12 protein-coding genes are annotated in these 13,375 nt (G+C 69.3%); 6 read left to right on the top strand and 6 right to left on the bottom strand.

What is annotated here, in order from left to right:
- The first annotated feature begins 210 nt into the window (after positions 1–210).
- From RM543_RS17445 to RM543_RS17470, 6 genes are read left to right on the top strand one after another with little or no spacing between them, the layout of a single operon-like run.
- Positions 211–1,206: an iron-siderophore ABC transporter substrate-binding protein gene (locus RM543_RS17445; protein ID WP_311694015.1), complete on the top strand. Its 996-nt coding sequence runs from the start codon at positions 211–213 to the stop codon at positions 1,204–1,206.
- Positions 1,203–2,243, top strand: a complete 1,041-nt coding sequence (locus RM543_RS17450; protein ID WP_311694016.1) for a FecCD family ABC transporter permease — start codon at positions 1,203–1,205, stop codon at positions 2,241–2,243. Before RM543_RS17445 ends, RM543_RS17450 begins: the two co-directional genes overlap by 4 nt.
- Positions 2,244–3,293 carry a FecCD family ABC transporter permease gene (locus tag RM543_RS17455; RefSeq protein WP_311694017.1) on the top strand — a complete coding sequence of 350 codons (1,050 nt, stop codon included), beginning with the start codon at positions 2,244–2,246 and terminating at the stop codon, positions 3,291–3,293.
- Positions 3,275–4,102, top strand: coding sequence for an ABC transporter ATP-binding protein (locus RM543_RS17460; protein WP_311694019.1), 828 nt, complete (start codon positions 3,275–3,277; stop codon positions 4,100–4,102). The genes RM543_RS17455 and RM543_RS17460 overlap by 19 nt, the downstream gene beginning before the upstream one ends.
- Positions 4,099–5,181, top strand: a complete 1,083-nt coding sequence (locus RM543_RS17465) for a siderophore-interacting protein (protein ID WP_311694021.1) — start codon at positions 4,099–4,101, stop codon at positions 5,179–5,181. The genes RM543_RS17460 and RM543_RS17465 overlap by 4 nt, the downstream gene beginning before the upstream one ends.
- A gap of 53 nt (positions 5,182–5,234) precedes the next feature.
- On the top strand, positions 5,235–6,701 hold the full coding sequence (locus RM543_RS17470; protein ID WP_311694023.1) for an MDR family MFS transporter: 1,467 nt from the start codon (positions 5,235–5,237) through the stop codon (positions 6,699–6,701).
- 823 nt (positions 6,702–7,524) lie between these two features.
- Here RM543_RS17470 and RM543_RS17475 read toward each other — a convergent pair.
- From RM543_RS17475 to RM543_RS17500, 6 genes are read right to left on the bottom strand one after another with little or no spacing between them, the layout of a single operon-like run.
- The gene (locus RM543_RS17475) at positions 7,525–8,433 is read right to left on the bottom strand and encodes an ABC transporter permease (protein WP_311694025.1); all 909 of its coding nucleotides are present in this window, start codon (positions 8,431–8,433) and stop codon (positions 7,525–7,527) included.
- Positions 8,430–9,368, bottom strand: a complete 939-nt coding sequence (locus RM543_RS17480; RefSeq protein ID WP_311694027.1) for an ABC transporter permease — start codon at positions 9,366–9,368, stop codon at positions 8,430–8,432. The genes RM543_RS17475 and RM543_RS17480 overlap by 4 nt, the downstream gene beginning before the upstream one ends.
- Complete coding sequence (locus tag RM543_RS17485; protein WP_311694029.1) at positions 9,365–10,807, bottom strand: alkaline phosphatase family protein; 1,443 nt, start codon at positions 10,805–10,807, stop codon at positions 9,365–9,367. The genes RM543_RS17480 and RM543_RS17485 overlap by 4 nt, the downstream gene beginning before the upstream one ends.
- Positions 10,804–11,511: a glycerophosphodiester phosphodiesterase gene (locus RM543_RS17490; protein ID WP_311694031.1), complete on the bottom strand. Its 708-nt coding sequence runs from the start codon at positions 11,509–11,511 to the stop codon at positions 10,804–10,806. Before RM543_RS17490 ends, RM543_RS17485 begins: the two co-directional genes overlap by 4 nt.
- Complete coding sequence (locus tag RM543_RS17495) at positions 11,508–12,344, bottom strand: ATP-binding cassette domain-containing protein (protein ID WP_311694033.1); 837 nt, start codon at positions 12,342–12,344, stop codon at positions 11,508–11,510. Before RM543_RS17495 ends, RM543_RS17490 begins: the two co-directional genes overlap by 4 nt.
- Positions 12,341–13,375 (bottom strand): ABC transporter ATP-binding protein, encoded by a 1,035-nt coding sequence (locus RM543_RS17500; protein ID WP_311694034.1) that lies wholly within the window; start codon positions 13,373–13,375, stop codon positions 12,341–12,343. The genes RM543_RS17495 and RM543_RS17500 overlap by 4 nt, the downstream gene beginning before the upstream one ends.

Raw genomic sequence — 13,375 nt, forward strand, 5'->3', positions numbered from 1 at the left:
ATCGAGGGCACCGGCCGCTGACGGGGTCACTGACACGATGGCAGCGGCAAGGTCTTGCACGATACAACTGTTTTTGTCGGATACCATGGAAACCTGACTGAAAGACATGGTATTTCGGCGCGGGCGGCCCGTCCCGGCCTTGACCGCATTCGAGAGAGGTGGAAAGGCGACCGAAACGCTCACCTATGCCCGGACCGTCGGAGTGCCACCATGCCGCGCGACCTCCCGCTCAAGACCCTTCTCCTGCTGGGACTGACCCTCGTGTGGGCGACCGCCCCCGTATTGGCCGCGGCCGACGAATTTCCCGTCACGATCGAGCATTCCTTCGGAACGACCACGATCGAGGCGGAGCCGGAGCGGGTCGCCACGGTGGCCTGGGCGAACCACGAGGTCCCTCTTGCTCTCGGAATCGTACCGGTCGGGTTCGCACGGGCGAATTTCGGGGACGATGACGGCGACGGCGTGCTTCCGTGGGTTTCGGAGCGACTGGATGAGTTGGGCGCCGACACGCCCGCGCTCTTCGACGAGGGGGACGGGATCGATTTCGAGGCGGTCGCGGCCAGCCGGCCGGACGTGATCCTCGCCGCCTATTCGGGCCTGACCCGATCGGAGTACGAGACGCTCAGCCGCATCGCACCCGTGATCCCGCACCGAGACGGGGCCTGGGCGACGGATTGGCGCGAGGTGATCCGCCTCAATGCCGCCGGGCTCGGCCGCTCGGACGAGGGCGAGGCGCTGATAGGCCGGATCGAGGGACGGATCGGCGAGATCGTCGCGGAGCATCCCGAGATCGAGGGCAAGACGGCGATGTTCGTCACCCATCTCGACGCGCGGGACCTCAGCGTGATCCGCTTCTACTCCGCGAATGACACGAGGGTGCAGTTCCTCGAGGACCTCGGCCTGCGCTCCCCCCGAAGCGTCGTGGAGGCCAGCGAGCCCGGAAGCTTCTCGGGCGAAGTGAGCGCGGAGCGGATCGACGAGTTCGGGGACGTGGATATCTTCATCACCTATGGCGGCGACACGCTTCTGGAGGCCGTGGAGGCCAATCCGCTGACCTCGCGCATGAAAACCGTCGAAACCGGCGCCATCGTCCTCCTCGGCAACGATCCCGTCGGCACCGCCGCGAACCCGACGCCGCTCTCGATCGAGTACGTGCTCGAGGATTACGTGGCGCGACTCGCGGACGCGGCGCGCAAGGCGGAATGACGGACGCCGCCCTGCCCCGCCGGGATCTTCCCGTCCTGCGGCGGACGCGGCAGGTGCGGCTGTGGTGGCTGCTCGCGGTCTTCGCCGCCATCGGCCTTGCATGCCTGATGTCCCTCGGTCTCGGGGCGCGCGACGTGACGCTGGAGGAGATCCTCGGCGGAGTTCGGGGACGGACGGGCACGATCGCCGAAGCCGTCGTCGCAGTGCGGGTGCCGCGCACGATCCTGGCGGCGCTGGCCGGCGGTGCCCTCGGCCTCGCGGGCGCGGTCATGCAGGGCGTGACCCGCAACCCGCTCGCCGATCCCGGGATCCTCGGCGTGAATTCCGGCGCGGCGATGGCCGTGGTCATCGGCATCGCGTGGTTCGGAATCGCGGCGCCGGAGGCGTTCATCTGGACCGCGATCCTGGGCGCGGGCCTCGCGGCCTCTTTCGTCTACGCCGTCGGCTCCCTCGGCCGGGGCGGCGCGACGCCGCTGAAGCTCGCGCTCGCCGGGACGGCGACGAGCATCGCGACGGCTTCCTTCACCACGGCGATCATCCTGCCCCGGAACGACATCGCGGGCGGCGTTCGGTCCTGGCAGGTCGGCGGGGTCGGCGGAGCGACCTTCGAGGCGATCTGGCCCTGCCTCCCGTTTCTCGCCGCCGGCGCCCTCCTCTGCCTTCTTTCCGCGCGCAGCCTGAACCTGCTCGCGCTGGGGGACGAGGCGGCTGCCGGTCTCGGCGCTCGGGTGGCCTCTGCACGCGCCTCCGCGGCGCTCGGGGCGGTGCTCCTCTGCGGTGCAACCACGGCGATATGCGGCCCCATCGGCTTCGTCGGGCTGGTGGTGCCGCATCTGTGCCGCGTGCTGGTCGGGATCGATCACCGCTGGCTCCTGCCCTTCTCCGCGCTGACCGGCGGGGGCCTGCTGACCCTGGCGGACGTGTTCGGACGCATCGTCGCGCGCCCCTCCGAGATGGATGTCGGCATCGTCACCGCCTTCATCGGCGCACCGGTCTTCATCTGGATCGTCCGTCGCCGCCGCGTGAGGGATCTCTAGATGGACGCCACCCTCGCCCCCCGGATCGCGGCCCGGCGCCGCGCGCACCTGAACGGCCGGCGGCGCGTGATGACGTGCCTCGGGATCCTCCTTCTCGCGGGCATCGTGCTGACCCTCTGCATCGGGCAATCGCTCACGCCACCCCTCGATGTCCTCCGGGTGCTTGGCGGACAGGACGTTCCGGGCGCGGGCTTCGTCGTCCGGGACCTGCGGCTGCCGCGCGCGGTCCTGTCGGTGCTGACAGGCATGAGTTTCGGGCTTGGCGGCGTCGTCTTCCAGACCATGCTGCGCAACCCGCTCGCGAGCCCGGACATCATCGGCATCAGTTCGGGCGCCAGCGCCGCGGCCGTCGTCGCCATCGTGGTCCTGGGCTGGAGCGGGGTGGCGGTGTCCGCCGTCGCGGTGCTGGCGGGCCTCGGCGTGGCGCTCGCAATCTATCTTCTGGCCTGGCGCGACAGGGTCTCCGGCGCGCGGCTTATCCTGATCGGGATCGGCATCTCCGCGATGCTCGACAGCGTGATCGCCTATGTGCTGTCGCGCGCGCCGGCCTGGACACTCCAGGAAGCGCTGCGCTGGCTCACGGGGAGCGTCAACGGCGCCACGCTGGACGACGCCCTGCCGGTCCTCGCCTCCGTCGCGCTGTTCGGCGGCACGCTGTTCGGCCTGCGGCGCAACATCGAGGCGATGCGGCTCGGAGACGATACCGCCGCGGCGCTCGGCGTTCCACTGGCACGGGACAAGGCGATGGTGGTGCTCGCCGCCGTGGGGCTCATCGCCGTCGCCACCGCCGTCTCCGGTCCGATCGCCTTCGTCGCCTTCCTCTCCGGACCGATCGCCGCTCGGGTGGTCGGGCCGGGGCGGGCACCGCTCCTCCCCGCGGCCCTCATCGGCGCGCTGCTGGTGCTCCTCGGCGACTTCGCCGGCCAGCATCTCCTGACCGCCCGCTACCCCGTGGGCGTGATCACCGGTGCGATCGGTGCGCCTTACCTTGTCACCCTGATCATCCGTGCGAACGGAACCGGAGGCTCCGCATGGACGTCCCGTCCCTGACTGCCGGCGGCCTGCGGGCCGGCTACGGCACACGCCCCATCCTGAACGATCTGTCGCTGGATCTGCCGGCCGGCGGAATTTCCGCAATCGTCGGCGCCAATGCCTGCGGCAAGTCCACCCTCCTGCGGTGCCTCTCCCGGCTCCTGAGGCCCGACGCCGGAGAGGTGCTGCTGGACGGACGGTCGGTGCGGGACATCCCGACGAAACACCTCGCGCGCAAGCTCGGCCTCCTGCCGCAATCGCCGCTCGCCCCGGACGGGATCACGGTGGCGGACCTCGTCAGTCACGGGCGACATCCGCACCAGGGCCTGCTCTCCCGCTGGAGCCATGCCGACGACGTCGCCGTCGCCGATGCGCTCGAGGCCACCCGCACCGCCGATCTCGCGGACCGATCCGTGGACGAGCTGTCCGGGGGGCAGCGGCAGCGGGTCTGGATCGCCATGGCCCTGGCCCAGGAGACGGGGATCCTGCTCCTCGACGAGCCGACGACGTTTCTCGACATCGCCCACCAGGTGGAGGTGCTGGACCTCCTCGTCGATCTCAACCGCAGCCGCGGGACGATGATCGTCATGGTCCTGCACGACCTCAACCTCGCCGCGCGCTACGCCGGGCACCTCGTCGCCATGCTGGACGGACGCATCGAGGCGGCCGGCGCCCCGGAGGAGGTGCTGACCGAAACGATGGTCGAGCGGGTCTTCGGGCTGCGAAGCGTCGTGATCACCGACCCGACCTCGGGCAAGCCGATGATGCTCCCCGTCGGACGGCACGGCATCGCCCGAGGGGACGCGCTCAAGGAGGCCGTGACATGAATGGCGACGCAACGGCCACGGCCCGGATCGCGGGGGACTGCCCGAACGATCTTCTTTCGCGGCTCGCCACATTGGCGCGGCAGTCGGAGCTGGACGTGTCGGGTGCGGACGGCACCCTGCGGGTGACGCTGCATTCGGCTGAGGTCGCCATTTCGCAGGATGGCGGAGGCCTCTTCGTCGAAATCCGCGCACGCGACGCCGCGACCCTGTCGGCGATCCGGGAGTTCCTCCTTCACATGCTCGACCATGCCGCGCCGGGCCTCACGGACCGGGCGAGTTGGCAGGGCGATATCGCCCGGAACCGGGCGCCGCTGAACTTCTCTTTGGGCGCCGTCCGGCGGACGTGGCGCGCGGCTCCGAACTTCCTGCGCATCGAGCTCGACTGCCCGGACACCGCGCGCCTGGCCACGGGGGGCGGGATGCACTTCTCCCTGCTGCTCCCTCCCGAAGGTCGCGCGCCGGTCTGGCCTCGTCTCGACGGGGGCGGGCGGACGGTCTGGCCCCGCGGAGAGGATGCGCTTCACCGCGCCGCCTATACCTTCGTCGATCTTTGGCCCGAGGCGGGCTGCTTCACCTTCGATCTGTTCGAGCACGAGGGCGGACGGGCAACGGCCTGGGCGAAGGCCGTCCGCCCCGGTGAGACGGTCGGGATCACAGGCCCCGGCAGCGGGGACTTCCCTCCCGGCGCGAACATCCTGATCGCAGGCGACGAAACGGCCTTCCCGGCGATCCGGCGCATCCTCGAACGGTCGGACCCGGCGCGGCAGGGCGATGTGCTGATCGAGGTCGGCGGGGCAAGTGACATCTGCGCCGTTCCCGCCCCCGAAGGGATGCGCCTGCGATGGGTCAGGCGGGACCGTGGAGAGACGCTGTGGGATCACCTTCGCGGCATGAGCCCGCCCGCCGGGCCGGACCGCTACGTCTGGATCGCGGCGGAAAAGGACCTCGTGCGCAAGGCCAAGGCGCGGTTCAAGGGTGAGTTCGGCCTCGGTTCGAACGAAGGTTACTTCGCCTATTACTGGACCGCCGCCCCCTTGGAGACGCCGAACGAACTGGACGCGGAGGCCCGCGCGTCCTAGTCCGCCCCACGACCGCCGTCTTTCGGACAGGCCGCTTCTTTCGAGGACACATCATGCATACCGAGGCCCTCTCCGCCGATGCCCCGGCCGAGGACAGCGCGACCGATACCGCGGCGCGGGACCGGCTCGTCATCGCGCTGCTTCTCGTCTCCGCCTTCACGGTCATCCTGAACGAGACGATCATGAGCGTGGCGCTGCCGCGCCTGATGGTCGACCTGAACGTGACCGCGAACGCGGCGCAGTGGCTCACCACGGCCTTCCTTCTGACCATGGCGACCGTCATCCCGGTGACCGGCTTCCTGCTGCAACGGTTTCACACGCGCTCGGTCTTCTTCGCGGCGATGAGTTTCTTCAGCCTCGGGACCTTCCTCTGCGCGATCTCGCCCAGTCTCGGTCCCCTGATCGTCGGGCGCGTGGTGCAGGCGATCGGTACCGCGATCATGATGCCGCTGCTGATGACCACCGTGATGACGCTGGTTCCGCCGGCGGTGCGTGGCAAGACCATGGGCAACATCTCCATCGTGATTTCCGTCGCCCCCGCCATCGGGCCGACGATCTCGGGGATCATCCTCAGCTTCCTCGACTGGCGCTGGATGTTCTGGCTCGTCCTGCCCATCGGGCTCGGGGCGCTGGCGCTCGGGTATTCGAAGCTGGTGAACGTCACGACGCCGAGGAAGGTGCCGCTCGACATCCCCTCCGTCGTGATGTCCGCGATCGGCTTCGGCGGCCTCGTCTACGGGCTGTCGAGTATCGGGGAAGGACACGGCGAGGGCGGCCCGGTTCCGCTCTGGGCGCCGCTGGCGGTGGGGGGCGGCGTGCTGGCCCTCTTCGTCTGGCGGCAGATCAGGCTCGCGCCGCGGGATCGCGCGCTTCTCGATCTGCGGACGTTCCGCGTCCGGGTCTTCACCGTCTCCGTCATCATGATGGGCTTCGCGATGATGTCCCTCTTCGGGATGATCATCCTTCTGCCGATCTACATGCAGAACGTGCTGGGATTGTCCGCGCTCCAATCGGGTCTGATGCTGCTGCCCGGCGGGCTGACGATGGGCCTCCTCGCGCCCTTCGTCGGCAGGATGTTCGACCGGCTCGGCGCCCGGAAGCTGGTGATCCCCGGCGCCGTCGCGGTCAGCGCGGCGCTCTGGCTGATGGCCTCGCTCGGACAGGACAGCGGGATGCCGAAGGTCCTTCTGTCCCACATCGTCCTCAGTGTCGGACTGGCCCTGCTCTTCACGCCGCTCTTCGCCTCCAGTCTCGGCTCGCTGCCGAAGCCGCTCTACTCCTACGGCAGCGCGCTTCTGGGCACGACGCAGCAGATCGCGGGCGCGGCCGGCATCGCGCTGTTCGTTTCGGTCATGTCGCTCCGGATCGGGGCGCGTCTCGCCGAGGGGGCCGACATGGCAGCAGCGACCGCCGCCGGCGTGCGGGCGGGCTTCCTGTGCGGCGCGGCGATATCGCTCGCGATGATCGCGGCGGCCTTCTTCGTGCGCCGCCCGCCCGCGGTGCCACCGACCGACGTCTGACGCCCCGGCGGGCACCGCAGGGATCCCATAAGGCCGCGACGGCAATCGAAGCCTGAAAAGGCACGCTCATGAACAGCACGACACAGGTCTGCCCTCTTCGGCAGAAGCTCGGCCTCTGATCCGGCGGGCCTACCCTAAACCGGCCATTGGCTGCACCGTGTCGGAAGGTCAGTAATGCGGGACTTTGCTGCCACTCGGCATTACTTGATATGGGGTGCTAGCCTTAGCAATTCCATAAGCTGTCGCGAGGCACCGAAGTCTTCTGGCTTTCTATGACGTTGGCCTCGCCATTGTTTAGTTACAGCCCAACTATTTCGATATGCCAGAATGGAAGCTAGGATTGTCGATTTTGCTTTCGCAGATGCAGATGGACAGTCGTCAAAGCCCGGCTCCCAGAGGCAGCAAGGACAAATCGCTTTTCCGATCTCACCTCCAGTTTCAGAATATGCTGGCGATGGGGAAAAGTCTGGAAAGCCGCATACTGGGCAGAGCAGCGAACCTTCGCCGCTCATAACGTTAAATGAAAGTGGACTTATCATCCCAACTTCTAGGCTGGATACTCGGTCTTACGCAACCAATCGGTGGTCGGTATCTTTGGGCTCCTACCAGTCCCTCGCCGCGCGCTGAATGAGCGTCAGCTTCTGCCCCTGGCGAGCGACGCGCGCCGGCGAGAGGCAGACCTGTCTGACGAAAAAGGCGATCTCGGCTCTAGGCCGTGATGCCCTCCCCTGTTTCCTCCGTCCCGCGATAGACCACGCCGTCCAGGCCCGAGATCACGCCCGCCACATCCGGCAAATCGGGACTTTTTCCAGCCGGCATTCTCCTACTCCGCGCGCGAGAGCGACGGGTCGAGCGCATCGCGGACCCAGTCGCCGACGAGGCTGATCGACAGCGTCGTCAGGAAGATCACCGCCCCGGCGGGCAGGCCAATCCACCACGCCGTCGCGATGTAGTTGCGGCCTTCGCCCAGGGCGAGGCCAAGGCTGGTACCGGGCGGCTGCACGCCGAGGCCGAGGAAGGAGAGCGATGTCTCCAGAAGGATGATCTCGGGGAAGTTCAACGTCAGCTGCACGGTGAGGACGCCGGCGATGTTGGGCAGGACATGGCGCAGGTAGATCCGTGCCGGGTGCACGCCCAGCGTCCGGATCGCGAAGGCGTAGCCCTCCCCCGACACCGACAGGACGAGACCGCGCACGAGCCGGGCATAGGTCTCCCAGCCGAACAGCCCGACGATGCAGACGAAGAGCACGAAGCTGTTGCCGAAGAAGGCGAGGATCGCGAGGGCGACGATGAGGAACGGGACGCTGGCCTGGAAGTCCACCAGCACCATGACGATGTCGTCCACCCAGCCCCGGAAATGCGCCGCGATGATCCCGAGGACGGTCCCGGTGACGGCGCCGATCGCAGTGCCGAGGAAGGCGATGAGGATGCTGGTCCGAACGGCGAAGAACAGGCGGCTGAGGACATCCCGCCCGAGCCCGTCCGTTCCGAGGATGTGCTCCGCCGGTCCGCCGAGGAAGGCCGGTGGCTTCAGGCGGGTCAGAAGGCTCTGCTCGGTATAGCCGAAGGGCGCGAGCCATCCGGCGAAGATCGCGACGAAGAGCACGAGCGCGAGCCACGCGAAGCAGATCTTCACGAGGAGCGACGGTCGCTGATGCCTCGCGGCGGTCCGGCGGCGGGGAAGGAACCCCCTGCCGCGGGACGGCGTCCCGCCCGCATCGAGCGCGCTCATGCCCCGGCTCCCGATTGAGTCGCCGCGATGCGCGGATCGAGCCATCCATAGGCAAGGTCGATGAGCAGGTTGGTCACCACCATGGTGAATGCGATCAGCAGGACTACGCCCTGCACCACGGCGAGATCGCGCTGCGCCACGGAGTTGACGAGGAGGGAGCCGATGCCGGGATAGCCGAACACCGTCTCCACCACCGTCGCCCCGCCGACGAGCCCGCCGAGGCGCAGGCCCACCACGGTCACGACCGGGATCGCCGCATTCGGCAGCGCGTGGTGCCAGATCCGGGCGGGCCGCTGCACCCCCTTGGCCCGCGCGGTCCGCATGTAGGGCTGGTTCAGCACCTCCAGCATGGCCGAGCGGGTGAAGCGCGCCACGGTTCCGGCAAACGACGTGCCGAGCGTGATCGCGGGCATGACCATGTGCTGCCACGTCCCGATGCCGGAGCTGGGCAGGAGCCGAAGCGTCATCGAGAAGTAGAGGATCAGCAGGATCCCGAGGAAGAAGTTCGGCAGGCTGTGACCGAGGATGGTGATCCCCATCACCACCCGGTCCACCAGCTTGCCGCGATTGAGCGCCGCGACGATGCCGCCCGGAATGCCGATCAGCAACGTGATCCCGAGGGCCAGGAGACCGAGCTTGAGCGTCGCCGGAATGCGCTCCGCGAGGATCGTCGCGACGGCCCTGTCATCGCGGAAGGACAGGCCGAAATCGCCCCGGACAACGTTCGCGATATAGCGCAGGTACTGCTCCGGCAGCGGCCGGTCGAGGCCCCACATGACACGGTAGCTCTCGATGACCTTCGCCGGCACGTCGTCCGCCAGCATGCGCTGGACCGGATCGCCCGAAAGGCGCAGGACGACGAAGACGAAGGTCACGGCAAGAAGCAGGGTCATCAGACAGCGTGCGCCCTTGCGCAAAAGGAACGGCCCGTTCATGCGATCTCCTCCGCGCGCTTGCTTCGGCCCGATGACGCTCCCGCCTCTTCCATCCAGCCGCAATCGACGATCCGGCCGTCACCGACCTGCCACCAGGCGAGGTGCTGGGCGTGGCCGCGATGCTCCACCGTCTCGACATGGCGCTCGACATCGGGGGCCCGCCCGCCGGCGGCAAGCGTCTCGATCATCGCCCGCCCGGTAGTGCCGGTGACGGGAAGGCCCATCACGGACAGGATCGTCGGCGCGATATCCGGCAGCCAGCACGGGACCTCGGAGCGGTGGCCCTGCCGGAAGGCCGGTCCGCGGGCCCCCAGAACGGTGGACAACTCGCCCCGCGTCAGACCGCCATGGATGCCGCCGCCCGGCTCGATCCCGGCGGCGAAGAAGGTCTGCTCCACCCCGTCCGGCCCGGCGGGCGCCGCGCGCAGGGTGACGCCGATGGTGGGGGTGCGGGGATGCCCCTGGTTCACGGCGGACCACGGCATGGCCCCGTTCACCCGCTGCCCCTCCGCGCCGCTTGCGAAGATCAGACCGGCCCAGCGCGTGTCCCTCAGCCGGTCCACCGCGTCCTGGATCGCATCCGGTCCGGTCTCCTCCAGCCAGAGGCCGCATAGCGCGCCGGGAACGAGGCGACCCTCCCAGTCCGGAAAGTCCGCCACGGGATCGACCCGCGCACTGCCGGTGATCTGGCCATGATCGGACATCACCACGATGTTCTCCGGCCCGTTCCCGGCCTCCCACCACTCGAGGAGCCGTCCGAACGCCGCATCGCAGGCGGCTTGCGCCGCCTCCGTCTCGGAAGACGTTACACCGAAGCCGTGCGAGGTGATGTCGGGATCGGAGAGCCAGAGGATCGCGAGGTCCGGATCGTGATCCGGGTAGACGATCCGGGTCAGGACATCGACGGCATGATCCACGCGCGCGCTGTTGGGCGTGCCCGCGGGCGGTATCGTGCCGAGACGGTCCTCCGCCTTGCGCTGAAGCTCCTCGGTGCCCACGGGTGCGCCGTGGACGGAGAAGACCGGGTGGCCCAGCGCATGAGCCCGCGGGCTCATCATCCGGGTCGCTCCGGGGCTTGCCGTGCTCACGATGGCCATGCTGCGCCCGGCCTCCGCCAGGCGCTCCCCGAGGGAGCGGCGGTCGATGAGCTGGCCAGCGGCTGCGGCGGCGGAGAGGTCCGCGTTGCTGGCCGTCTGGAAGATCCGATCCGGCGCGACGGGGTGCAGGAACTGGTTCGCGACGAGGCCGTGCGCGGCGGGGGCGCAGCCCGTGATGGTGCTGGTCACGGCCACGCGGGTTTCGCTCGGGAAGACGGACCGGGCATTCACGCAGTCCGTGCCGCCGGCCAGGAAACGGGCGACGTTCGGCATGAGGTCCGCCGTCGCGCGGTCGCGGCGCAGCCCGTCGAAGGTCGCGATAAGGCAGCTTCTGGGGGTCATGTCAGGTCCGAAGGCAAGGGAGTGAGAGACGCACGCGCGGCGGCCGGGTCATTGACGAGAACGCCGGCCACGCCGCGCCCCGCGAGGCGACGGAGGTCGGTGGCGTCGATATCGCCGACGGGGCGCCCGGTTCCGGCTCCCCCCGCGGTGACCCAGACCGGCACGCCGGGCGAGCCATGAGAGGCGACCACGTCGACTTCCCAGAGCCGGAGGATGTCCGCCCCGGCCGCGAGGAAGGCGCCCGGCTCCGCCCCCCGCGGGGAGAGGGCGAGGATGGGGGCAAGGCCGGCCATGCGATGAAGTGCGGCGACGGAATGGAGGCCGAGGACGCATCCGGGGAGATCCGCGTCTTCCAGGATCGCGGCGAGACGATCGAGCGAACGCGGGCTCTCGTCCTTCACGTCGAGGAGCAGGCCCGTATCGCCCGGCACCTCGGCGAAGGCCTCCGCGAGATCGGGCACGATCCCCGGATGTTCGGTCCGCAGCGCAGTCAGGTCGTCGGGCGTCAAATCCGCGATGCACCGGGGATCCCCCGCGAGGCGCAAAAGGTCCGGGTCGTGGCAGCAGACGGCACGCCCGTCCGCACTGATCCGCACGTCGATCTCCACGAGGTCCGACCGCGCGGCGACGGCCCCCTGCCAGGCCCGGACGGTGTTCTCGGGGTTGCCCGCCGAATGGCCGCGATGGGCGACGATCTTCATCATGCCGCGGTCTCCCTTGCGGCGGCGGCCTCACGCGCGCGGCGGGCGGCAGGGGTCGCGGCCGGGATCGCGGCGAGGAGCGTGCGGGTATAGGCGGCGCGCGGACTGTCGAAGAGATAATGTGTCCGCCGGTTCTCCACGATCCGGCCCTTCTGCATCACGGCGATCCGGTCGCCGACATGGCGGGCCACGCCGAGATCGTGGGTGATGAAGATCATCGTCAGCCCGAACTCGTCCTTCAGCGACATCAGGAGGTTGAGGATCTGCGCCTGCACAGACACGTCGAGCGCGCTCACCGCCTCGTCGCAGATCAGGAGTTCCGGCCGCACGACGAGCGCGCGGGCGAGGACGGCGCGCTGGAGTTGCCCGCCGGACATCTGCTGAGGAACCCGGCGGCCCATCCCGGCGAGCCCCACGCGGTCCAGGATATCGTCGATGCGCGCAGCGCGCGTGGCCGGGTCGCAGCGCTCATGGGTGGTCAGCATCTCGCCGATCTGGCTGGCGATCGACGCGCGGGGATCGAGGGCGCCAGAGGGGTTCTGGAAGACGAACTGGACCACGGCCCGCTCCCGTCGCCACGCCGCGCTGCCGGGCCTGGCATAGGGCGCGCCGCGAAAGAGGGCCGCGCCGCCGTCCGGGAGGTCGAACCCCGCGGCGATGCGCGCGAGAGTGGACTTGCCGCTGCCGCTTTCGCCGACGATCGCGCAGACCTCGCCCGGCGCGACGGTCAGACTGACATCGTCGACGGCGGTGGTGATCGTCTCCTTCGAGAAGAACCCGCCGCCGGTCCGGTAGCGGCGTGTGACGCCTTTGAGCGCAAGGATGGGATCGGTCATGCCGCGCCCTCCCCGAGGTGACAGGCCACGCGGGCGCCGGACATGCGGGCCTTGAGCCGGGGGCGGACGAGGCAGGGCGGCCCGGCGTGATCGCAGCGCGGCGCGAAGACGCAGCCCGCCGGGCGGGCGGAGGGCGCTGGCACGCTGCCGGTGATGGCGGGAAGCACCTCTCCCGGCTGGCCGGTGCCGACGCGGCAGGCCATGAGCGCGCGGGTATAGGGATGGCGCGGCGCGTCGAAGATCTCGTCCACCCCGGCCTCCTCGACGACGCGGCCGGAATACATCACGGCGACGCGGTCGGCGATCTCGGCCACGACACCGAGGTCGTGGGTGACGAAGATCATCGCCATGCCGGTCTCGTCCTGAAGCTCGCGCAAAAGGCGCAGGATCTGGGCCTGGATGGTGACGTCGAGCGCGGTGGTCGGTTCGTCAGCGATCAGGATCCGGGGGCGGCAGGCGATCGCCATGGCGATCATCACGCGCTGGCACATGCCGCCAGAGAGCTGGTGAGGATAGGCGCGGGCCTGTCGCTCGGGGTCCGGAAGGCCGACCCGCTCGAAGAGAGCCAGCACCTCGCGGCGGCGCTCCGTCCGGGAGGCCTCGCCGTGAACGGACAGGATCTCCGCGACCTGTGCGCCGACGCGCTGGATCGGGTTCAGAGCGGCCATCGGGTCCTGGAAAATCATCGCGACATCCCGTCCGCGCACGCCGTTCAGGCGGCGTTCGGGCAGTCCCGAGATCTCACGGCCGAGAACCCGGATCGAGCCCTCCGCCGCAAGCGGCGCATTGGTCAGGCCCATCATGGCGGTGCAGGTCAGGCTCTTTCCGCAGCCGCTTTCGCCGACGAGGCAGAGCGTCTCCCCCTTCGCGACGGACAGCGACGTGCTCTCCACGAGATGGACGGAGCCTCGCCGCACCGAAAGATCCTCGACGACGAGGGCGGGCGCCCCGGCCTCCGCCGGAGGGGTCCCGGATACGGCGGGAACGGGAGCGCCGGTGGCGCTCCCGTCCAGTGTGAGGGTCCCGGTCAA

The organism is Tropicimonas omnivorans (genome assembly GCF_031846565.1).
GTDB lineage: Bacteria > Pseudomonadota > Alphaproteobacteria > Rhodobacterales > Rhodobacteraceae > Tropicimonas_B > Tropicimonas_B omnivorans.